Annotated in this window: 20 protein-coding genes; 8 read left to right on the forward strand and 12 right to left on the reverse strand. The window is 64.7% G+C overall.

Features of this window, described 5'->3' with window-relative positions:
- Positions 1 to 116 precede the first annotated feature (116 nt).
- Positions 117 to 797, forward strand: coding sequence for a DNA-3-methyladenine glycosylase I (locus V6765_RS18945; RefSeq protein WP_448431665.1), 681 nt, complete (start codon positions 117 to 119; stop codon positions 795 to 797).
- Here V6765_RS18945 and V6765_RS18950 read toward each other — a convergent pair whose 3' ends face one another.
- Complete coding sequence (locus tag V6765_RS18950) at positions 798 to 1,841, reverse strand: YeiH family protein (protein ID WP_448431667.1); 1,044 nt, start codon at positions 1,839 to 1,841, stop codon at positions 798 to 800.
- A gap of 102 nt (positions 1,842 to 1,943) precedes the next feature.
- On the opposite strand from V6765_RS18950, the gene V6765_RS18955 reads away from it, so the two are divergent.
- The gene (locus V6765_RS18955; RefSeq protein WP_448432012.1) at positions 1,944 to 2,879 is read left to right on the forward strand and encodes a LysR substrate-binding domain-containing protein; all 936 of its coding nucleotides are present in this window, start codon (positions 1,944 to 1,946) and stop codon (positions 2,877 to 2,879) included.
- Here the strand turns inward: V6765_RS18955 and V6765_RS18960 are convergent.
- On the reverse strand, positions 2,825 to 3,283 hold the full coding sequence (locus V6765_RS18960; RefSeq protein WP_448431669.1) for a hypothetical protein: 459 nt from the start codon (positions 3,281 to 3,283) through the stop codon (positions 2,825 to 2,827). The two genes, V6765_RS18955 and V6765_RS18960, sit on opposite strands and share 55 nt — an antisense overlap.
- Positions 3,284 to 3,507: 224 nt before the next feature.
- Here V6765_RS18960 and hisS point away from each other — a divergent pair, with 224 nt between their 5' ends.
- A complete protein-coding gene (hisS, locus tag V6765_RS18965) occupies positions 3,508 to 5,004 on the forward strand; it encodes a histidine--tRNA ligase (RefSeq protein ID WP_448432014.1) in 1,497 nt (498 codons plus the stop codon).
- Positions 5,005 to 5,366: 362 nt separating this feature from the next.
- Here the strand turns inward: hisS and cydX are convergent, their stop codons facing one another.
- The 8 genes from cydX to V6765_RS19005 form a co-directional block, all read right to left on the reverse strand.
- Positions 5,367 to 5,492 (reverse strand): cytochrome bd-I oxidase subunit CydX, encoded by a 126-nt coding sequence (cydX, locus tag V6765_RS18970; protein ID WP_018065131.1) that lies wholly within the window; start codon positions 5,490 to 5,492, stop codon positions 5,367 to 5,369.
- Positions 5,493 to 5,542: 50 nt separating this feature from the next.
- Positions 5,543 to 6,697, reverse strand: coding sequence for a cytochrome d ubiquinol oxidase subunit II (gene cydB / locus V6765_RS18975; protein ID WP_448431672.1), 1,155 nt, complete (start codon positions 6,695 to 6,697; stop codon positions 5,543 to 5,545).
- A gap of 6 nt (positions 6,698 to 6,703) precedes the next feature.
- Positions 6,704 to 8,296 carry a cytochrome ubiquinol oxidase subunit I gene (locus V6765_RS18980; protein ID WP_448431674.1) on the reverse strand — a complete coding sequence of 531 codons (1,593 nt, stop codon included), beginning with the start codon at positions 8,294 to 8,296 and terminating at the stop codon, positions 6,704 to 6,706.
- 83 nt (positions 8,297 to 8,379) lie between these two features.
- The gene (cydC, locus tag V6765_RS18985) at positions 8,380 to 10,092 is read right to left on the reverse strand and encodes a thiol reductant ABC exporter subunit CydC (protein ID WP_448431676.1); all 1,713 of its coding nucleotides are present in this window, start codon (positions 10,090 to 10,092) and stop codon (positions 8,380 to 8,382) included.
- Positions 10,089 to 11,864, reverse strand: coding sequence for a thiol reductant ABC exporter subunit CydD (gene cydD / locus V6765_RS18990; protein WP_448432016.1), 1,776 nt, complete (start codon positions 11,862 to 11,864; stop codon positions 10,089 to 10,091). The genes cydC and cydD overlap by 4 nt, the downstream gene beginning before the upstream one ends.
- Positions 11,864 to 12,439, reverse strand: a complete 576-nt coding sequence (locus V6765_RS18995; protein ID WP_448431678.1) for a GbsR/MarR family transcriptional regulator — start codon at positions 12,437 to 12,439, stop codon at positions 11,864 to 11,866. The genes cydD and V6765_RS18995 overlap by 1 nt, the downstream gene beginning before the upstream one ends.
- A 694-nt stretch (positions 12,440 to 13,133) precedes the next feature.
- The gene (locus V6765_RS19000) at positions 13,134 to 13,346 is read right to left on the reverse strand and encodes a tautomerase family protein (protein WP_448431680.1); all 213 of its coding nucleotides are present in this window, start codon (positions 13,344 to 13,346) and stop codon (positions 13,134 to 13,136) included.
- 14 nt (positions 13,347 to 13,360) lie between these two features.
- Positions 13,361 to 14,089 carry an SDR family oxidoreductase gene (locus V6765_RS19005; protein WP_448431682.1) on the reverse strand — a complete coding sequence of 243 codons (729 nt, stop codon included), beginning with the start codon at positions 14,087 to 14,089 and terminating at the stop codon, positions 13,361 to 13,363.
- A 104-nt stretch (positions 14,090 to 14,193) separates the two neighbouring features.
- Here V6765_RS19005 and V6765_RS19010 point away from each other — a divergent pair, with 104 nt between their 5' ends.
- Complete coding sequence (locus V6765_RS19010; protein ID WP_448431684.1) at positions 14,194 to 15,087, forward strand: LysR family transcriptional regulator; 894 nt, start codon at positions 14,194 to 14,196, stop codon at positions 15,085 to 15,087.
- Between the two features lie 6 nt (positions 15,088 to 15,093).
- Here V6765_RS19010 and V6765_RS19015 read toward each other — a convergent pair whose 3' ends face one another.
- On the reverse strand, positions 15,094 to 16,074 hold the full coding sequence (locus V6765_RS19015) for a LysR family transcriptional regulator (RefSeq protein WP_448431686.1): 981 nt from the start codon (positions 16,072 to 16,074) through the stop codon (positions 15,094 to 15,096).
- Positions 16,075 to 16,133: 59 nt separating this feature from the next.
- Here V6765_RS19015 and V6765_RS19020 point away from each other — a divergent pair, with 59 nt between their 5' ends.
- From V6765_RS19020 to nagA, 3 genes are read left to right on the forward strand one after another with little or no spacing between them, the layout of a single operon-like run.
- Complete coding sequence (locus V6765_RS19020) at positions 16,134 to 16,886, forward strand: GntR family transcriptional regulator (RefSeq protein WP_448431688.1); 753 nt, start codon at positions 16,134 to 16,136, stop codon at positions 16,884 to 16,886.
- 16 nt (positions 16,887 to 16,902) lie between these two features.
- Complete coding sequence (locus tag V6765_RS19025) at positions 16,903 to 17,931, forward strand: SIS domain-containing protein (protein WP_448431690.1); 1,029 nt, start codon at positions 16,903 to 16,905, stop codon at positions 17,929 to 17,931.
- 2 nt (positions 17,932 to 17,933) lie between these two features.
- On the forward strand, positions 17,934 to 19,088 hold the full coding sequence (nagA, locus tag V6765_RS19030; protein WP_448431692.1) for an N-acetylglucosamine-6-phosphate deacetylase: 1,155 nt from the start codon (positions 17,934 to 17,936) through the stop codon (positions 19,086 to 19,088).
- A gap of 10 nt (positions 19,089 to 19,098) precedes the next feature.
- On the opposite strand, the gene V6765_RS19035 is transcribed toward nagA, so the two are convergent.
- Positions 19,099 to 20,907, reverse strand: a complete 1,809-nt coding sequence (locus V6765_RS19035) for a monovalent cation:proton antiporter-2 (CPA2) family protein (RefSeq protein WP_448431694.1) — start codon at positions 20,905 to 20,907, stop codon at positions 19,099 to 19,101.
- A gap of 103 nt (positions 20,908 to 21,010) precedes the next feature.
- On the opposite strand from V6765_RS19035, the gene V6765_RS19040 reads away from it, so the two are divergent.
- Positions 21,011 to 22,357, forward strand: coding sequence for a TldD/PmbA family protein (locus tag V6765_RS19040; RefSeq protein ID WP_448431696.1), 1,347 nt, complete (start codon positions 21,011 to 21,013; stop codon positions 22,355 to 22,357).
- Positions 22,358 to 22,360 lie beyond the last annotated feature (3 nt).

Raw genomic sequence — 22,360 nt, forward strand, 5'->3', positions numbered from 1 at the left:
CTAATATTAACTTTAAATAAAGTATAAATTGGTTAAGGCTTCGTGAATGGTCACGCTCGCGACAGCGGCGTTTCATGTCGGCCCGGGATGTTGGCCCTTGCCGTGCCGGCGAAATCATGTTTCCTTTTTGTTCCATTGAGAATCAGGAGGCGACTGTGAGCGAAACGGCGGGGCTGATAACGGGTGACGACGGCAGGGACCGCTGTTTCTGGCATGGAAATCTGCCGGATTATCTCAGATATCACGATGAGGAATGGGGCCGGCCGGTCACCGATGATTTCCGGCTGTTCGAGAAGCTCTGCCTGGAAGGGTTCCAGTCCGGGCTTTCATGGCTGACAATTCTGCGCAAGCGGGAGAATTTTCGCGCCGGCTTCGACGGTTTCGATTTTCACAAGGTCGCCCGCTACGACGAGAAGGATGTCGAGCGGCTTCTGGCCGATGCCGGCATCATCCGCCATCGCGGCAAGATCGAGGCGGCGATCAACAACGCCGCCCGCGCCATCGAGATGGAGGCCGAATTCGGCTCGCTGGCTGCCTATTTCTGGGGGCATGAGCCGGGACCGGAGGACCGGCCCGCGGTGGTCGATCTCGAAACGCTCAGGGCAAATCCGACGACGCCGGTTTCGGTGCGGATTTCGAAGGATCTCAAGAAGCGCGGCTGGAAATTCGTCGGCCCCACCACCGTCTATGCCTTCATGCAAGCGATGGGGCTTGTGAATGACCACCTCGAAGGCTGCTGCTGCCGCGACGAGGTGGAGCGTTTGCGGGCCGCGCTGAAGCGGCCCCTTCCGTCCTGATCAGCCGATCTGCAGCGCGAAGATCAGCGCCAGCGCGATCGCCGTCAGCGCCACGATCGAAAGCACGGCGGTGGCGACCACCCGGCCGCCGGCGCGACCGAGCGAACGGATATCGACTGAAAGGCCGAGGGCTGCCATGGCGAGCACGGTGAGCGCATTGGAGGTGTGGGCGAGCGGCTCGATGAATTCTTCGGGAAAGGCGCCGGCCGAGCGCAGCGCCATCATCAGCGCGAAGCCGATGATGAACCAGGGGGCGATATGCTTGAGCTTGACCTGGGCGCCGCCCGCGCTGCTGCGGGCCGCCATGCCAAGCGCAAACAGCACGGGGCCGAGCATCATCACCCGGATCAGCTTTACCAGCGTGCCGGTCTGCACCGCGATCACGCCGCCGGGCTGGGCCGCGGCCAGAACCTGGGGCACGGCGTAGACGGTGAGGCCGGAGAGCACGCCATATTGCGCGCCGCTCATGCCGAGGCCGACAAGCGCCAGCGGCAGCGCCAGCACCATGATCACGCCAAGCACGGCGGTGAACGCGATCGCAGAGGCGATGTCGCGCGGCTCGGCATCGATCACCGGCGCGGCGGCCGCAATCGCCGAATTGCCGCAGATCGAGTTGCCGCAGGCCACCAGCGTTGCAAGCTTCCTGTTGAGCCCAAGGGCGCGGCCAATGCCATAGGAGATCGCGATCGCGACCACCACCGTGCCGATAATGCCGAGCACCAGCGCCGGGCCCGCCGCCTTCAGCGCCTGAACGCTGATCGACGCGCCGAGCAGCACGATCGCGACTTCAAGAATGAATTTCTCGCAGAAGCGGATGCCGGGCTTGAACACTTCCGACAGCGACACGAGCGAGCGGATCAGCGTGCCGATGAGGATCGCCAGCACCAGGTTTTCGATGAAGCGATGGCCGGAAAGCCGCACTTCCAACGCCTCCAGCCCGAAGGCGGCCAGCGCCACCAGACAGGACAGGATGATGCCCGGCGCAAGCGACATGATCGGCGCGGTCCAGGAGCGGTCGGTTTGGTGGGCAATGGCAATGCGCATGCGGGTCTTTCCTCGTTTGCGCAATACATGGTCTTCTTGAATGTCGCGTTCCATCGAATAATAATTGACGTTTCATTCGATTTTGGAGAATGTTTTTCCATGATGACCGTGGAACAACTCGTTGTGTTCGTGGCCGTGGCCGAGCGCGAACACCTGACCCGGGCGGCCGAGGCGCTGCGCCTGACGCCGTCGGCGGTGTCGAGCGCGCTGCGCAAGCTCGAGGACTTCTATCAGGTGGCGCTGTTCGACCGCGTTGGCCGGGGCCTGGTGCTGACGGCGGAGGGCCGGGTGTTTCTGGAAGAGGCGCGGGCGGCGCTTGCCCGCATCCGCTCCGCCGAGCAGGTGCTGGGCGAGCTTGGCGGGCTGGAGCGCGGCCAGCTTTCCGTCTATGCCAGCCAGACGATCGCCAGCTACTGGCTGCCGGACGTGCTGATGCGGTTTCACGCGCGCTATCCCGGCATCGAGCTGAGGCTCGCCATCGGCAACACCACCACGGTGGCCGATGCGGTGGCGAAGGGCGAGGCGGAGCTTGGCTATATCGAGGGCACGCTCGACAATCCGCGGCTGAGAAAACGGCACCTGACAGACGACGCGCTGATGGTGGTTGTCGGCCCCGGCCATCCGCTGGCCGATGGCCGGGCGGTGACGGCGGAGGAACTGGTCGCCGCCACCGGCTTCGTGCTGCGCGAGGAAGGCTCCGGCACGCGCTTCGAGTTCGAGCATGCGATGGCCGGTTTCGGCATTGCGGCTTCCGATCTCGACGTGGTGATGGTGCTGCCCTCCAACGAGGCGGTGCTTTCGGCGGTGCGCTCAGGCCGGGCTGCGACGGCGGTTTCCGGCGCGGTCGCTGCCCCATGGCTGGCGTCCGGCGGGCTGAAGCGCGTCGCCTTCGATCTCCCCTCGCGCGCGTTCCAGTTGCTCAGCCACAAGGAGCGGCATCTGAGCAAGGCGGCGGCCGCGCTGGTGGCCTTCAGCATCGAGGCTCAGCCCGATGCGCTGCCGCCAAGGGCCAGCGGTTCTGGCGCGATCTCCAGGTAAAGCTCGTGCGGCGTATCGGGCAGGCCGCGCCGGTAGCCGAAATCGAGTTTCAGGGCGCCGGCCGTCATGCCCGCCGCTTCGGCATGGGCGTGCAGGCGTGTGAAGCCTCCGGCGATATCCGCAAGCGGCCCGTCATGGCGAAGGCGAAGATAGCGCCCGGGCGCAACCACATGGCGTTCCAGGCCGTCCGGTATCTCGGTCTTGCCGGCGACCAGAAAGCCGAGAAACTCGGCATAGGTGCCATCTTCCTGCCTGCGGGAGACCTCCAGAAAGTTCTCGGCCTCCGGGGCGGCGGCGAACAGCCGCTCCCAGCCGGCGGGAACCGCTCTCGGCAGGTCGTGCCACGCGCCACGCACCATCAGACCGATGCAGACGAGTTCGGGCAGGGATGTGGTTGCGATCACGATCGGTCCTCCTTTTCGCCGCCGCGTTCCGCCGCGCCGCGCCGGTTGCGGCCTTGGCGCTTGCCGGATTTCCGGCGATCCGTTAATCAGGGCCCGGAAAATGAAGCTGTGTTCCGGATAGGTCAACCATGAGCGACAAGAAGAAGAAACCGCAGAAGCTGAAGGCCCGCCTGCCGCGCGGCTTTGGCGACCGCTCCGCCGCCGATATCCGCGCGACCGAGGAAATGGTGGCGAAGATCAAGGCGGTCTACGAGAATTACGGCTTCGATCCGGTGGAAACGCCGATGTTCGAATATACCGATGCGCTGGGCAAATTCCTGCCGGACAGCGATCGCCCGAACGAGGGCGTGTTCTCGCTGCAGGATGATGACGACCAGTGGATGAGCCTGCGCTACGACCTGACTGCGCCGCTCGCCCGCCATGTCGCCGAAAACTTCAACGAAATCCAGCTTCCCTACCGCACCTATCGCGCCGGCTACGTGTTCCGCAACGAAAAGCCCGGCCCCGGCCGCTTCCGCCAGTTCATGCAGTTCGACGCCGACGTCGTCGGCGCCCCCGGCGTCCAGACCGATGCCGAAATGTGCATGATGATGGCCGACACGATGGAGGCGCTCGGGATCGCGCGCGGGGATTATGTGATCCGGGTGAATAACCGGAAGGTGTTGGATGGGGTGCTGGAGGCGATCGGACTTGGCGGCGAGGAGAACGCGGCGCAGCGGCTGACGGTGCTGCGGGCGATCGACAAGTTGGACAAGTTTGGCGTCGAGGGCGTGAAGCTGCTGTTGGGTGAGGGCCGGAAGGATGAAAGTGGCGATTTCACCAAGGGTGCGGGGCTGAACGAAGAACAAATAGACCGAGTAATGGATTTCGTGGACGACATTCCCGTTCAGACATTGACCGATCACGAAATCAATCAAACGATATCCGGTGACGCTACTCCTCTATCTGACAACCCCAATATGGACTATGCCCTCCGCGTACTTCGTTATGGCGAGCGCTCTAAGTCAGAAATCTTGATCAATGCAGGGGAGAGTCTGACGTCGCTTGCTGCTATGTTTTCGGCGGCAGGGTACGGTCCCGACCGCATCAAAATCGACCCCTCCGTCGTCCGTGGCCTCGAATACTACACCGGCCCCGTTTACGAAGCCGAACTCACCTTCGACGTCACCAACGAAAAAGGTGAAAAGGTCGTGTTCGGCTCGGTCGGCGGCGGCGGGCGGTATGATGGGCTGGTGTCGCGGTTCATGGGCCAGCCGGTGCCGGCGACCGGCTTTTCCATCGGCGTTTCGCGGCTGATGACGGCGCTGAAGAATCTCGGCAAGCTCGGCGCGTCCGAGATCATCGAGCCGGTTCTGGTCACCGTTATGGATGGCGATGCCGAGGCGATGGGGCGCTATCAGAAGATGACGCAGGAACTGCGCAAGGCCGGCATCCGCGCCGAGATGTATCAGGGCAACTGGAAGAAATTCGGCAACCAGCTCAAATATGCCGACCGTCGCGGCTGCCCGATCGCGATCATCCAGGGCGGCGACGAGCGCGCGGAAGGCGTGGTCCAGATCAAGGACCTGATCGAGGGCAAGCGGCTATCCGGCGAGATCGAGGACAACGCCGAATGGCGCGAGGCCCGCGTGGCGCAGAAGACCGTGCCGGAAGACGCGCTGGTGGAAGAGGTCCGTGCGATGCTGGCCGCGCAGGCGGAGGATCTGCAGCGTGGCACGTAAGCCGAGTTCTGCCTTTCACGAGGCGTAGTTTTCCCGGGGCGATGCAGCCAGCAGCCGGGGCAGATGAGTGGCATCGGATCGTACCGCTTGCTCCCAATACTCTCTCCCGCTGGCGGGAGAGATGCCCCGACAGGGGCAGTGAGGGTGGCGCGGCTTCTCGTCTCGTGAAGGCGCTCGCGGTGATAGACTCCCCCCTCACTGTCGCTTTCGCGACATCTCTCCCCGCCGGGGCGAGAAGATTGGGGGCTTTGCGGTGACGCCGATTCCCTTCTGCAGTTCTCCAGCGCTCAACGATATTCCCACCATAAACAAAAAACGGCCCGCATCTCTGCGAGCCGTTTGTAACCTTGAGGCGAAGCGGTTCAGATGCCGCTGCCCTTGTTTTCGCGCTCGCGGGCGCGGTCGTCCATCAGTTCGTACCACATGGCGTTCAGCACCGCGAAGAGCGCTGCGAGCGGCAGACCGAGGATCCAGGCGAAATACCACATAGAATTCTCCTTTCGTGAAAGGGGGCGGGCCTTCCAGCCCGCCGGCTTGTTCAGTAGGCGTGCTTGTCCTTATTGGTCACGTCCGCATTGGTCACCTTGCCCCACATGATGTGGTAGACCCACGAGGTGTAGGCGAGGATGATCGGCACGAAGATCAGCGCGCAGACCAGCATGATGAACAGCGTCAGGTGGCTCGATGACGAGTCCCAGGCCGTCAGGCTGGCGCCGGGCTGTTCCGACGACGGCAGGATGAACGGGAACATCGCAACGCCGGGCGTTGCCACCACGCCGAAGACCGAAGCCGACGACGACAGCATGGCAAGCGCCGGGCGGTTGCCCTTCAGCCCGATGAACGCGCCGATCGCGCCGAGGAAGCCGAGCGCGGGCGCCAGCATCATCCACGGATAACGGCCGTAATTGGCGAACCATGCGCCCTGCTCGCGGGCAACATCGTTCATCAGCGGGTTCGACGGACCGGCCGCATCGACAGCGCCGGTAAAGGCGTAGCCGTCAATGCCGTAATAGAGCCAGACGCCAGCCAGCGCGAACAGCACGATCAGGGCAACGGCCGCGATCGAACCGAAGCCGCGGGCGCGGTCGTTGACCGGACCTTCGGTCTTGGTCGAAAGATAGGCCGCGCCGTGCATGACCAGCATGGCAACGCAGACCAGACCCGCAACCAGCGCGAAGGGGTTCAGAAGGCCGAAGAACGAACCGTCGTAGAAGATGCGAAGGTCGTCATCGAGCCGGAAGGGAACGCCCTGCAAAACGTTGCCGAGCGCTACACCGAAGATCAGCGTCGGCACGAAGCCGCCGATGAACAGCAGCCAGTCCCAGGTATTGCGCCAGGTGGCGCTTTCGCGCTTGGAGCGATACTTGAAGCCGACCGGGCGCAGGATGAGCGCGAACAGGATCGCGAACATCGCCAGATAGAAGCCCGAGAACGATACGGCGTAGATGGCCGGCCACGCCGCAAAGATCGCGCCGCCGCCGAGAATGAGCCAGACCTGATTGCCTTCCCAGACCGGGCCGACCGTGTTGATCACGACGCGGCGCTCGTTGTCGTTCTTGGCGATGAAGGGAAGCAGGGTGGCGGTTCCGAGATCGAAGCCGTCCATGATGGCGAAGCCGATCAGCAGAACGCCGAGCAGCAACCACCAGATCACGCGGAGGACTTCGTATGAGATAAGATCGTGCAGTACCATGATGTTTTACTCCGCAGGTGCCATGGTGCCCTGAACCCGGCGGGCGCCGAGAACCGGCATGTCGGGTCCGTTGTCCGGCTGCGGTCCCTTGCGGATCGCGGCGAGCATCAGGCCCATTTCGACGATGAACAGCACCGTGTAGATTCCGACAAAGCCGATGATGGTGAGCAGCACAGTGCTGGCACCGAGGCTCGAGACGGCCAGCGCCGTTGGCAATATGCCCTCGATGATCCAAGGCTGACGGCCGAGTTCCGCGACGATCCAGCCGCATTCGGCGGCAATCCACGGCAGCGGAATGATCCAGACCGCGAGGTGCAGCAGCCAGCGATGGCTGTCCAGCCGGCGACGGGTCGACAGGTAGAAGAACGTAGCCATGACGGCGATGAACAGGAAGCCGGCGCCGACCATGATGCGGAACGACCAGAACAGCGGACCGACCGGGGGAACGAGGCTGTTTGCGGCCTGTTCGATCTGGGCGGGCGTTGCGTCTGCCGGATTATCCACGAACGGCTTCAGGAGATAGGCGTAACCGAGGTCGTTGCCGTATTCCTCCATGATCGCCTGGTCGGCCGGGTCCGGCGTGCCGGTGCCCATATTCGCGCGCATGTTCTGCAACGCGCCATAGGCCTGGATACCGTTTTCGATCTTGGTCTTGCCGTTTTCGACCAGCTCGTTGATGCCCTCGATCGGGGTATCGAGCGAGCGGGTGCCGATAAGGCCCATGACCCACGGGATCTTCACCGCGTAATGGGTCTCGCGATTTTCCGTATCGGGAATGCCGAACAGCGTGAACGAGGCAGGCGCCGGTTCCGTTTCCCACATGGATTCGATCGCGGCGAGCTTCATCTTCTGGTGTTCGGTCGTCAGATACCCGCTTTCATCACCCAGCACGACCACCGAGAGGGCAGCGGCAAGACCGAAGGAACAGGCAACCGTCATCGAACGCTTGGCAAGCTCAACGTGGCGGCCCTTCAGCACATACCATGCGCCGACGCCGAGCACGAAGACCGAGGCCGTGACATAACCGGCAGAAACCGTATGCACGAACTTCGCCTGCGCGACCGGGTTGGTCAGCACCTCGAAGAAGTTGGTGACCTCCATGCGCATCGTTGCCGGGTTGAGGGCCGAACCGACGGGGTTCTGCATCCAGCCATTGGCGATCAGGATCCACAGCGCCGAAAGGTTCGAGCCGATGGCGACGCACCAGGTGATGATCAGGTGGGCGACCCGCGACATGCGATCCCAGCCGAAGAAGAACAGGCCGACGAAGGTGGCTTCCAGGAAGAAGGCCATCAGCCCTTCGATCGCCAGCGGCGCGCCGAAGATGTCGCCGACATAATGGCTGTAATAGCTCCAGTTCATGCCGAACTGGAATTCCATCACGATGCCGGTGGAAACGCCGATGGCAAAGTTGATGCCGAACAGCACGCCCCAGAATTTTGTCATTTGCCGCCATATCTTGCGGCCAGTCATGACGTAGGTCGTTTCCATGATCGCAACGATCATGGAAAGGCCCAGCGTCAACGGCACAAACAGAAAGTGATATAGCGCCGTCATAGCGAATTGCAGGCGCGATAGCGCCACGATGTCCAGTTCCATTGCGTCTCTCCCGCGTTCAAACCGGGTCTCAGTTCATCGACCGCCGTTTGACCGGCAGCCGCATTATTGTTGGAGGCCGGGTTTCAGTCCGGCCTCAGTGCGGCAAGCGCTCCGGCAAAGCCGGGCTCGCCTCTTCTGTAGGCGGAAATGATCCGCCCCGAATTGATCATGATCAGTCGGTCGGCAATTTCTGCCTCCCGGCGGATATGGGTCGCGATCAGCAAACTACGGTGTTTTCCCGCGCGCGCTTTGATCTTTGTCATGACGTCGCGTGCTGTCTTGCCATCGAGACCCTCGCTCGGCTCGTCGAGCAGCCATACCGGCGTGTCGCGCAGCACCAGCCGGGCGAGCGCCAGCCGCCGGGCCTGGCCGCCCGAAAGGCCGAGACCCTGTTCGCCAAGCTCGGTATCGAGACCGTGGGGCAGAGCGCGCACGGTGTCGCCGAGGCCGGCGGCGTCGAGCGCCTCCATCAGCCGTTCGTCACCGGCGGCGGGGAAGGCGAGCTTCAGATTGGCGCGTAGCGTATCCTGGAACAGCTCGGTGCGCTGGGTCAACAGCGTGGCCGGCAGGGCGACGACGGTGCCGGCGTCCGGCGCGACCTCGCCGGCAATCAGCGCCATGATCGAGGATTTTCCGGCTCCGCTCGCGCCAATCAGCGCTACCCTCTCGCCCTCGGCGATCGTCAATGTCAGGCCGGAAAGGGCCGCGCTGCCGCGTCCAGAATAGCGCAGAGCGACATTTTCGAGCGCTACCGCGATGCCGGCGTCCGGCGCGGCGTGAACGGCGCTGGCGGCGGGTTCCGCTTCCAGCCGGGGCGACAGCCTGCGCGCGGCAAGCAGCGTGCGGCCAAGCTCCATCGCGCCGCGCCGCAGCGCCGCAAACGGTTCAAGTGCTGCAAAGGCGATGAGGAGCGCGAGCGCTGCAAGCGGGGCTGTGATCTGCCCCGCCTCGGCAAGGGCGGCGCCTGCAAGCAGCACGCCGGCGAGAATCAGCGCCGTCACCATGTCGAAACCGAAGCCGGTATTGCTGTCGATCCGGTTGAGCGCCAGATCGGCGGCATATTCTCTGCTGTCGGCATCCTCCACCCGAGCACGCTGGGCATCGAGCCGGCCGGCCAAGGCTAGTTCGCTCTGGCCGGCAACCATGTCCACGGCGCGGGCGCGCAGCGCCTCCTGCGCATGCGCCCGGCGGCGGGCGGGCTTTTCGGCCGCGCGCGCGGCAAGGGCGGGAAGGGCGAGCCCCGGCAGCACGATCGCCGCGCCGACGGCAAGCGCCAGCGGCCATGACAGAATGCCGAGCGCGATGATTGCGGCAAGCCCGGCGATGACGGCAACAGCGCCTGGCACCAGCACCCGCAGATAAAGCGAATCGAGCGCGTCGACATCGGCGGTCAGGCGGAACAGCAGGCGCGCCGGGCGGAGCGCCAGCGCGCGGGCGGCACCCGGTGCCGCAAAGCCGCGGAACAGGTTGACGCGCAGACCCGCCAGCACCCGCAGCGTCGCATCATGGGTCTGCAGCCGCTCGAAATAGCGCCCGGCGGTGCGCGACAGCGCCAGGAAGCGGATCGCGGCGGAGGGGGCGAAGACGTCGAATGCAAGCGCCGTCGCCATGCTCAGCCCCGCAATCGCGGTGGCGGTTACGAACCAGCCGGAGACGCCCAGCAGCGCGATGCCGGCGAGCACGGTGAAGGCGGAAAGGGCAGCACCCGCCACAAGCCCGCCGCGCCGCTCGCGCCAGAACAGGCGGATGATCGGGCCAAGGGCTGCAAAGCCCGTTCTTCTCGCGGTCCGTTTCATGACCGGTTCTCCCTGAAATCCTCGGCGAGATGGACGACGCGATCCATTCTTGCCGCCAGCACCGGGTCGTGGGTCGCAACGACAAGGGTCTTGCCTGCGGCGAGCGTCAGCAGCGCCTCGGTGATTTCGGCGGCGGTCTGGTGGTCGAGATGGGCGGTCGGCTCGTCGGCGAGGATAAGGCCAGCGCCCCTGCTGGCGGCGGCGCGCGCCAGCGTCAGCCGCAGACCCTCGCCGCCGGAAAGACCCGCGCCGTTTTCGCCGATCATCGCGTTGCCATGGGCCTCGGCGACGGTGTCGAGCGCGGAAAGCTTCAGCGCGCCCGCTATATCGTCACGGCTGATGTTGTCGCGGGTAAGGCGGACGTTGGAGGCGATCGAACCGGCAAAGAGATGCGGGTTCTGGCCGATCCAGGCGATCTTCCGGCGCAGCCTGTCGGCGGTATCGTCGCCAAGCGTCACGTCGTCGATGACGATGCGACCGTGGCGGACCTCGGCGAGGCCGGCGATGAGGGCGAGCAGCGTAGACTTGCCGCTGCCCGACGGGCCGAGCAGGGCGACATGTTCTCCCGGTTTGACGGTCAGGTCGAAGCCATCGAAGACTGGGTCTTTCGAGCCGTGATGGACGAAGCCGAGATCGCGCAGCTCCACGCTTGCCGGGCGGGCCGTGGCCGGTGCGGCATCGGCTGTCGCGCCGCCGACCATGGAAAGCCCGTCCTCGGCAAGGCTGTCGAGCGCGGAAAGCGCGGCCTCGCCGGCGGCGCGGTCGTGCCAGACCGACGACAGCATGCGCAGCGGATCGAAGAAGGCCGGCGCCAGCAGCAATATGAACAGGCCTTCCGACAGCGTCAGCTTGCCGCCCCAGGCACCGAAGCCGATCTGGCCGAGCAAATGAAAGCCGATATAGGCCGCAGCCATCGCAACGCCGAGGGCGGAAAACAGCTCCAGCACGGCGGATGTCAAGAACGCGATCTTCAGCACCGCCATGGTGCGCCGGCGCAGGTTTTCGGCCCGCAGCCTGAGGCGGCGCGAGACCTGCTCGACGGCATCGAAGGAGCGGATGGTCTGCAGACCGCGCAACCGGTCGAGCAGGAAGGCGTTGAGCGTGCCCATATCGACGAGGTGCTTTTCGCTTGCCGATTGCGCGCTCCAGCCGATCAGCGCCATGAAGATCGGGATCAGCGGGGCGGTGATCAAAAGCACCAGCGCCGCGATCCAGGAATAGGGTAGCACCACCGCCAGAATGGCGAGCGGCACCACGCTCGCCTTGAAGCGGGCGGTCTGGAAGCGGGCGAGATAGGGCACGATATGTTCGGCTTGCTCGGCGAGAATGCTGGCGGCCTCGCCCGAGGCGGCCCTACTGGTATCGAGCGGCGACCGGCGCGCAAGCGCGGAAACCGCGGCGGCGCGCTTTTGCGAGAGGATCTTGCGGGCCCCACGATAGGCCATGCGGTTGCCCGCCCGCTCCAGCACAGCCTTGGCAAGGCCGAGCGCCAGCACGGCGGCGGCCAGCTGCCAGATCGCGGCGACGCCATTGCCCGCCGCCACCTGCCCGATGCCATAGGCAAGACAGGCCGCTTGCGGCAGCCACATCAGCTCGGCAAGGGTGGAAAGCCAGGCGGCAAGCTTCAGCGCCCGGGTTTTCGGCGCGCGGGATTTCTGACGGGCGGGCCCCGGTGCCGCGCCTTTCGGTGACGCGGCCCGGCCATCGCTCTGAGCGGCGCTCCGCGCGGGAGCGGCGTCTTCTGCCCTGGATTTTTCGACAAGCGCGTCCATCATGAAACCTTGCTGTCTTTTGCGCCCTTCCGGCCGAAGCCGGGGAGCCTGTCCGCCGTTTCCAGCAGCTTCGTCACCGCCGAGCCCATGCTGAGCAACATTAGAAGCCGGTCGGTCTCCATCACCTTCACATCATCGTACCAGTCGGAAAGCTTTTCAATCAATGCGTGCATTTCGCCGAGTCTTTCCTGCGCATAGCGCTCCTCCTCGTTCTCCGGCTCGCGCATCAGCACTTCACGCAGCATGGTCAGCGTCGGGTCGATCTCGCGCTTCTTGCGCTCTTCGGCGAGCGTCCTCAGAATCGCCCAGACATCCTCCGGCGTGGTGAAATAATCCCGTCGGTCGCCGGGTTTGTGGCGCAGCAGGACCAGGCCCCAGCCCTGCAATTCCTTCAGCCCCATGGCCACGTTCGAGCGCGACATCTTCAGCGCTTCCACCATGTCGTCGGCGCAGAGCGGCTCGCGCGTGGCGTAAAGCAGGGCGTAAATCTGCCCGACCGAGCGGTTGATGCCCCAGCGGCTGCCCATTTCTCCGAAATGGGCCACGAAATCCTGCACGATCGGCGACAATGGCATCGATATTCCTGCTCTATCTGAATTTTCAGAAATTTCTGAAAATTATGTATACCGATACTTGACGGAAAGCAAGCCGCCGATCTGTTGCCTCCGGTGTAGCCGAACGGGCGCGGTCTGAAATTGATTTATGTCATGTGGGTGAAGCGGGTGTATCAGCCGAAAGGCCGGGCGTGGTGCGGCGCCCTATACCCTCATCCGGCCTTCGGCCACCTTCTCCCCACGGGGAGAAGGGGACACCGGCGAGGCTCTGCCGTGCCGTGTATGGCCTGCGGCGGCGGCCTGGTTCCCCCTCGCCCCGGAGGGGAGAGGGTGGCGCGGATGCGCCGGGTGAGGGGCGACAGCGCCTGCCGCGTGCCTTGAGGTGGCGGCTTTGCTCTGCGCGCGAGCCTGGTAAATGCCGCGCGTGCGCTCGCTGGGCTTCACATCGCCTCAGTGCCGATGGCCTTCGGCCGACCCTCATCCGGCCTTCGGCCACCTTCTCTCCACGGGGAGAAGGGGACGCCTGTGAGGCTCTGCCGTGCCGCGTACGCTTGTGGCGGCGGCTTGGTTCCCCTCGCCCCGGAGGGGAGAGGGTGGCGCGGATGCGCCGGGTGAGGGGAGACAGCGGCTGCGGTGAGCATTGAGGTTATGGCGTTTTCCGCGCGCTGGCATCCGCCGGGCGGCGGCCGCCAACGCGCCGGCACGCGTAAGGTGTTCAGCCGGCCGCGCGCCAGGCCTCGGGTGTGACATAAACCTCATCGGCGCGGCCGTAGCCGCCGTCGCGGACCTCCTCGATCAGCACCATGGTGTGGGGCCGCGCGGCCTCGGTGAAATACTCGGCCAGCATATCGGTGACGCGGTGGATGATGTCTTCCTTCTGCGCGCGGGTCAGCGCCGCCTCGGGGGTCTTGATGTTGACGAATGGCATCTCGGTTCTCCTTGTCAGGTCATGCCGCCATTGACGCGCAGCACCTGACCGTTGATGAAGCGGGCCTCATCGCCGACGAGAAAGGCGACCACGCCGGCGATATCGTCCGGTTCGCCCAGGCGTCCGGCGGGAATCGTGCGGGTGATGTTGGCGACCAGTTCCTCGCTCTTGCCGTCGAGAAACAGCTCGGTCGCCACCGGGCCCGGCGCGATCGCATTGACGGTGATGCCGCGCGCGGCCAGTTCCTTGGCGGCGATATGGGTCAGGGTCTCGACGGCGGCCTTGGTTGCCGCATAGACGCCATAGGCGGGGAGTTTGGTGCCGACGACGCTGGTCGAGAAGTTGACGATCCGCCCGCCATCGGCAAGCCGGTTCGCCGCTTCGCGCAGGCCGCGGAACGTGCCGCCGAAATTGACGGTGACTTGGCGGTCAAAATCCTTGTCGGTGACCGTCGCGAGAGACGCGAGCGAAAGCATGCCGCCATTGTTGACGAGAATGTCGGCCTTGCCGAACTCGGCTTCGGCGGCATCGAACAGCACCGCCATGCCGTCGTCGCTGCCGATATCGGCCTTGACCGCGATCGCCTTAGCGCCTTTTTCCCTGATCGACGCAACCACCTCTCCTGCGGCGGCAGCGTTCGACGCGTAGTTGACGACGACGTCGATGCCGTCGGTGGCGAGCCGCCTGGCGATTTCCGCGCCGATGCCGCGCGAGGCGCCGGTGATGATGGCTGTTCTGGTCATGATGCACTCCATGTTCGTTGAACCGCGCCAAAGATATGCTCTGGCATGTGCGAAACAATCACCGGGAAATTGACAACATAATTCGCCTGTGGTGAACAATGTGAATGGACAGATTTGATCGCATGCGCTTGTTCACCCGCGTCGTCGAGCGCGGCAGCTTCTCCGCCGCCGCCCTCGATCTCGGCCTTGCGCGCTCGACCGCAACGGAGGCGATCAAGGGGCTGGAGGCCGATCTCGGCGTCCGGCTTCTCGACCGCACCACCCGCCATGTCGCGGCGACCCTTGATGGCGAGGATTATTACCGGCGCTGCGTTGCCATCCTCGCCGAGGTCGAGGAAGCCGACGCTGCCTTCAGGGCCGGCAATCCGGACGGGCTGTTGCGCATCGATGCACACCCGCATCTTACCCGCAATTTCCTGCTGCCGGGCCTGCCCGCCTTTCTGGCGCGCTATCCCGATCTCAGAATTCATTTCGGGCAGGGCGATCGCTATGTCGATCTGGTGCGCGAGGGCTATGATTGCGTGATCCGGGCGGGGGAACTGGAGGATAGCGGCCTGATCGCCCGCCGCCTCGGCGCGCTCCGCGAGGTCACGGCGGCGAGCCCCGACTATCTTGCGCGGCATGGCGTGCCGCAAACGCCGGATGATCTTGCCGGTCATATCGCCGTCGGCTTCATCTCGTCGCGCACCGGAGAGGTGATGCCGCTCGAACTGATCGAGAACGGTCGCACCCGTTACGTGACGCTGAAGACACGGGTGACCGCCAATGATTCCGGCACGGCCAATGCGCTGGCGCGGGCTGGGTTCGGGCTGGTGCAGGCCCCGCGCTATCATTTTGCCGAGGCGCTGGCGGAAGGCGAGATGGTCGAGGTGCTGCCGGATTTCCCGCCGCCGCCGACCCCGCTCACCGCGCTCTATCCCCAGAACCGCCACACCGCGCCGCGATTGCGGGTGTTTCTCGAATGGGTGCAGACGATCTTCGCGGGCGGAGAGGTCTGACCGGCACTACCCGTGCTCGCGCAGGTAGGCTTCGAGGAATTCCGCGAGCTTCAGCGCGGCAAAGGTCGGCGTCGGGCCCTCGGCGCGCACAAGCCGCATGTCGCTAGCGATTTCCGCGCCCTTTGCAAAGGGACGCAGCACAAGCTGGCCGTCGCGAAGCTCGCGGGCAACCGTCATCGCCGGCAGGATCAGCACCGCGGTGCCGCGCCGGGCAAGCTCCTTTTGAAGCTCCAGCGAGGAGGTGGTAAAGGCAACCTCCACCGGCGCAAATCCGGCCGCGCGCTGGCGATCGTCGAAATCGCGGCGGATGCTGAAGGCCCGGTCGGGCATGGCGATCGCGTGGCGGCGGATCGCTTCAAGTGTGATTTCGCGCTCGCCGGCAAGCGGGTGGTCCGGAGCCATAACCGGATCATGCCGGACCGACAGCGAAAACAGCGTCTCGATCCGCGCATCCGAGGGGGAGAACATCGTCACCGCGATATCGGTCTCGCCGGTTGTCACAGCGTTGAGCGCGATTTCGGCGGACGTGACCGTCACCGCAATCGAGATTTTCGGATAGAGCGCGTAGAATTCGGCGAGCGCCGGGGCCAGGATCGCATTGATCACCGCGCCGTTGACGTGGAGCGAGACATGGCCGGCATTCAGCCCCCTGAGATCGTCGATCACCTGCCGTGCGCCTTCCAGATCGCGGATCATGGCATCGACGCGTTCGGCCAGCAGCGCACCGGCGGGGGTGAGCGCAATGCCGCGCGCGCCGCGTTCGATCAGCACGGCATTGAAATAGGCCTCGAGATTTTCAAGCTGGCGGCTGACCGCCATCGGCGACACGCCCAGCGTTTCGGCCGCCTGCCGGATCGAGCGCGAACGCGTCAGTTCGTTGAAATAGATAAGAGCCTCGATCTGCATGACGGTCTCGCATTTGCCGAAGAGACATTTGAGCCATCCGGCGGGCTGCAACGCAAGGCCGGTCGTGCACGATCCATTCATGAATTTTTGCGACGGTCTTGTTATTTGGTATTAAATTGGTATCTTTCTGGTAGCAGGAGTTGGTCGTGCGGGTTTTCCAGAATTTCGACATTTCGGGTGACGGGCCGATCTACCGGCGGCTGAAAGCCGAACTGGCCAGGGCTATCGACAGCGGCAAGCTTGCCCATGGCGAGGCGCTGCCGCCCGAGCGCGACCTCGCCCGGCTCGTCGGCGTCAGCCGAGTCACCGTGCGGCGCGCGATCGCGGAACTCACCAGCGAGGGGTTTCTGCAGCGCCGCCACGGGGCCGGCACTTTCGTGCTGCGCCCGCCGACACGGATCGAGCAGCCGCTGCAGCGGCTGACCTCGTTTACCGAGGATATGCAGGCGCGCGGCCTCACGCCGCGCTCGCACTGGCTGGAGCGCGGCCTTCATGCGGCCAGCGCGGAGGAGACGGAGGCGCTGAAGCTTCCCCGAAACGCCGCCGTCGCCCGCCTCAGCCGCATCCGCTATGGCGATGACTTGCCGATGGCGATCGAGCATTCGACGCTGCCCGCCGATATTCTCGAACGGCCCGACCTCGTGGAGACCTCGCTCTATGCCGCGCTTGCCGAACGCGGCGTCACCATGGCGAAAGCCACCGAACGGATCACCGCCTGCAACCTGACCGCCGAACAGGCCGCACTTCTGACGGTAACCCCCGGCGCCCCGGCGCTTGCGATCCGCCGCACTGTCTACGATGCCGGCGGCCGGCCGGTGGAACTGACCAGAACCTATTATCGAAGCGATATTTATGACCTAGTCGCCGAGCTCACCTATGCCGGCGACCCATGAAACGGAAGATGACACTATGACCGACATCACCAATATGCGCCGCGAAATCGACGAAATTCCCGAAGCCGCCGCCCGGCTGCTCGATGGCCAGAGCGCTGCGCTTGCGGCGGCCGGCAGGGCGCTCGCCGAAAAGGACCCCGCGGTGGTGGTCACCATCGCCCGCGGCTCGTCCGATCACGCGGCGCTTTTTTTGAAATACGCGATCGAGCTGGCCGTCGGCATTCCGGTCGCCTCCCTCGGCCCCTCGCTCGCCTCGATCTATGGCGCGAAGCTCAAAATGAACAACGCTGCCGCGATCGCGGTTTCGCAGTCCGGCAAGAGCCCGGATATCGTGGCGCTCGCAAGGGCCGCGCGCGATGGCGGCGCGCTGTCGCTTGCGCTCGTTAACACCATTGCCTCACCGCTGGCGGAAATGGCGGATCAGCCGATCGATATCGCGGCCGGGCCGGAAAAGGCGGTGGCGGCGACCAAATCCTACGTCAATTCCATAGTCGCCGGCCTCGCCTTGCTTGCCGAATGGGCCGATGACGCCGCACTCAAGGCGGCGCTCGCCAAACTGCCCGACGATCTCGCAAAGGCGCTTGCCTGCGACTGGTCGGCGCTGATCGAACCGCTGAAGGACGCCCAGTCGCTCTATGTGCTCGGTCGTGGCCCGAGCTTTGCGATTGCGAGCGAAGCCTCGCTGAAATGCAAGGAGACCTCGGAACTGCATGCCGAGGCCTATTCCTCGGCGGAGGTGATGCATGGCCCGGTCTCGCTGGTCGAGCCGCGCTTTCCGGTGATCGCGTTCGCCGCTCGCGACAAGGCCGAGGACAGCGTCGTCAAGATCGCGTCCGGCCTGGCCAAAAAGGGCGCGTCTGTGTTTCTGTCGTCGGAACGCGGCGAGGGCACGGCGTTGCTGCCGCATGTCGCGACCGGCCATCCGCTGACCGATGCGCTGGCGTTGATCGTGCCCTATTACAGCGTCATCGAGAAACTGTCGCGCGCCCGCGGCTTCAACCCGGATGCGCCGGTGGCGCTCAACAAGGTGACGGAGACCGAATAATCATGAAGAAGGCGATAAGCGGCGCGCGGATATTCGACGGCGAGAGCTTTCTGGAAGGCCGGGCGCTGGTGTTTTCCTCAGCCGGCATCGAGGCGATCGTCTCGGCGCGGAATATTCCGAACGAATGCGAGATCATCCCGGCGGACGGGCAGCTCCTGGCGCCGGGCCTCATCGATCTCCAGGTTAATGGCGGCGGCGGGCTGCTGTTCAACAATGCGCCGGATCTTGATGGGCTGCGCACCATCTGCGCCGCCCAGATCCGCTCCGGCGTCACCGCGCTGCTGCCGACGCTGATCACCGACCGGCCCGATGTGGTGCGCGCAGCGGTCGAAGCCGGCAAGGCCGCATGGGAGGCGGGTATTCCGGGCTATCTCGGCCTGCATCTTGAAGGCCCGCATCTTTCGCTGGCCAGAAAGGGCACGCATGATCCGGCGCTGATCCGGCCGATGGAGACGGACGATTGTGACTATCTGGTGGAAAATGCCGGCAGTTTCGGCGTCGGGCTGCTGACCGTCGCGCCCGAAAACGTCACCCGTCAGCAGGTCGCCCGTCTCAGCAAGGCCGGCTATATCGTCAGCCTCGGCCACACCGATGCCGCCTGCGCGGTGGCGCGGGAATACCGGTTTGCCGGTGCCACGATGGCGACGCATCTCTTCAACGCCATGAGCCCGCTCGGCCATCGCGAACCGGGCATGGTCGGCGCGGTGCTCGGCGATGGCGGTTTTTCCTGCGGGCTGATCGCCGACGGATACCATGTCGACCCGGTGGCGATGGGGATCGCGCTGAGGGCAAAGGCCGGGCCTGGGAAAATATTCCTGGTCTCGGACGCGATGTCGGTCACCGGCACGGATCTTCAGAGTTTCGAGCTCAACGGTCGCACGATCTATCGCAGGGATGGCCGCCTGACGCTTGCCGATGGCACGCTCGCCGGGGCCGATACCGATCTGCTGTCCTGCGTGAAGAATGTCCGCGATATGCTGGACCTGCCACTGGAAGAGGCGCTCAGAATGGCCTCGCTCTATCCGGCCGAGGCCGTGGGCGCGCGGTCCAAGGGGCGGCTGAAACCGGGCGCGGACGCCGACTTCGTGCTGCTTTCCGAAGATCTCGCGCTTTCCGCCAGCTATATAGCCGGCGAGCGCGTGTACAGCGCCGACTAAAGTCCGGGACCTACGCCATGTCCTTGCCGGTCACCTTCACCGTGGGGTCGATCTGTCGGCGCTTGGGGCGCATCAGCGGTTCGGGGCTCACCGGATGGGTGTGGAGCATATCCGCGCCAGCCATGATGCCCTCGACCGCCTGGATCTCCAGCCGCTTGGCATCGCGCTTGCGGATATCGTCGGTGATCGCCATCGCTTCCTCCTCGCTGGTGCCAAGTGCCACCAGCGTCTCGCGGCCGAAGACGAGCCCGGATTCCAGCGTCTCGCGCAATTCGTATTCGACGCCCCGCTGCCTGAGCGCCAGCGTGTGGCTGCGATCATAGGAGCGGGCATAGATGTGGGCGCGCGGGAAATTCTCCTGCACCACGTCGATCACCCGGTCGGTGATCTCGCGCTTCTGGGTGCAAACCGCGACGATCTTGGCCTTTTCGATGCCCGCTGCGATCAGCACGTCCTTGCGGGTGCCGTCGCCGAAATAGATGTGGAAGCCGAAGGCCGAGGCCTGGCGGATGCGATCGGCGGAGAAATCGATGATCGTCACGTCGCGGCCGCTGGCGAGCAGGATCTGCGCGGCAATCTGGCCGAAGCGCGAGAAACCGATCATCAGCACGTCGGCGCCCGCGCCGTCGAAATCCTCCTCCATCTCCTCATGAGCCTCGTGGCGGGCATAGAGCCGCTCGGCGAGACGGACGGTCAGCGGCGTCGCCACCATCGAGACCGTCACGATCGCGATCAGCAGCGAGGCCGTGGCGTTGGAGAAGATGCCGGCGGCAGCCGCCGTCGAAAACATCACGAAGCCGAACTCGCCGCCCTGCGGCAGAAGCGCCGCGATCCGGATCGCGTCCTCGTGGGGCGAGCCGGTCAGGCGACACAGACCGTAGATGACGGCGGCCTTGACGACGAGCAGCACCGGAACGGCGATGAGGATCAGAAGGATATTCTCGTAGACCACGGACAATTCGAGCGACAGGCCGACGGCGATGAAGAAGATCGCGAGAAACACGCCGCGAAACGGCTCGATATCGGCCTCGAGCTCATGACGGTAGGAGGATTCGGCGAGCATCACGCCGGCGAGGAACGCGCCCATGGCCATCGACAGCCCGACGATCTGCATCATCATCGCCGCGCCGATGACGACGAACAGCGCAGCCACGATCATCACCTCGCGCGCGCCGGTGGCGGCGATGATCTGAAACACCGGCGTCAGCACATAGCGCCCGGCGGCGATCATCAGCACCACGACAAGGGCGGCGAGCCCGGCATTCGTCAGCATGTCCGAAGTGCTCGCCTCCTCCACGCCGCCGCCCAGAATGCTGGCGAGCGCGAGAAGCGGCACGATCGCGATATCCTGAAACAGCAGCATCGAGAACGAGCGCTGGCCATAGCGGGTGTTGACGTCGCCATTGTCATCAAGGATCTGCATGGCGAAGGCGGTCGATGACAGTGCCAGGCCGAAACCGGCGATCACCGCCGCTTGCCAGTTTCCGAGCCCGCCGAACTTGGCGAGCGGCACCAGCACCGCGCCGGTGATCAGCACCTGCGCAAGGCCAAGGCCGAAAATGTCCTTGCGCATTGTCCAGAGCCGGGCCGGCTTCAGCTCCAGCCCGATCATGAACAACAGGAACACGATCCCGAGCTCGGCGACGTGCAGCACCTCCTCGCCATTGCTGATTCGCTGCAGCACCGGACCGATCACGATCCCGCCCGCCAGATAGCCGAGAACCGTGCCCAACCCGAGCCGCTTGAAAAGCGGGGCCGCAATGGTTGCCGCTCCCAGCATCCAGACGGTTTCGGTAAAGAGGCTCTGGGTGGCTGCCATAAAAAGGGTCCTGGGCTGCAAGAAAACGGAAGCGCCGGAGGAACGGCACTTGATGCGCAATGAAGTGAACAATAAATGAGGGCGCAAGGAAAGGCCAAATGCCATGTCATCATCAAGGGTTCCCGATCAATTGATCGACACCGCGTCGCAGATTCTCGACGTCGCGAAGAAGAAGGGCGCGGATGCGGCCGATGTGGTCGTCTCGCAGGGCGCCTCGCACGGCATCTCGGTGCGCGAGGCGAAGCGCGAAAACGCCAAGGCGTCCGAGAACCGGGGCTTTTCGCTGCGCGTGTTCCGCGGGGCGAAGGTCGCAAGCGTTTCCACCAATGACGACAGCGATATCGATACCCTCGTCGAACGCGCGCTCGCCATGGCCACCGTCTCGCCCGAAGATCCCTATGCCAGCCTTGCCGACAGCGACCGGCTTGCCCGCGAAGCACCGGACCTCGATCTTTACGACGAGACCGATGTCTCGCCCGAGGCGCTGGCCGAGCGCGCGCTTGAGGCCGAGGCGGCAGCGCTTGAGGTCGAGGGCGTCACCAGAAGCTCCGGCGCAGGCGCGTCACGTGGTGAGGTCGGCTTCGTGCTGGTAACCTCCGACGGTTTTTCCGGCGGCTACCGCCGCTCCTATTCCTCCGTGTCGGTCTCTGTCGTGGCGGGCGAGGGCGCCGGCATGCAGCGCGATCACGATTATGACGCGCGTTCCCATGACGGCGATCTCGATCCGCCGGCAGAGATCGGCCGCAAGGCCGGCGAGCGGGCCGCAGCCCGGCTCTCACCGCGCCAGGTGCCGACGCAGCGCAACGCCGCCGTGATCTTCGAACCGCGCCTTGCCGCAAGCTTGATTGGCAGTCTCGCCGGCGCGATTTCGGGATCTTCGGTCGCGCGCAAGACCAGTTTTCTGAGAGACAGGCTCGGCAAGCAGGTTTTGAAGGCCGGTCTCAATCTGGTTGACGATCCGTCGATCCGTCGAGGCGCGGGCTCGCAACCCTTCGATGGCGAAGGCGTTTTGAGCGAACGGCTCGTCATGGTCGAGGATGGCGTGTTGCAGCAATGGTTCCTGTCGACGGCGCTCGGCCGGGAACTTGGTTTCGAGACCAATGGCCGCGGCACCCGCTCCGGCAATTCGCTGTCCGCCGCGCCGACCAACCTGGTGCTCGAGACCGGCCCGAAGACGCCTGCGGAGCTGATGGCCGAGATCGGAACCGGGCTTTATGTCACGGAACTCATCGGCCACGGCGTCAACATGGTCACCGGCGAATATTCGCGCGGAGCAAGCGGTTTCTGGATCGAGAATGGCGAGATCGCCTATCCCGTGTCGCAGATGACCATTGCCGGCAATCTGAAGGACATGTTCATGGCGATGACGCCGGCAAGCGACATCGACCGCCGGTTCTCGATCGCCACCCCCAGCATTCTTGTCGAGGGCGTCACCCTCGCGGGATCGTGAGGT

Source organism: Martelella sp. FOR1707 (assembly GCF_053484265.1).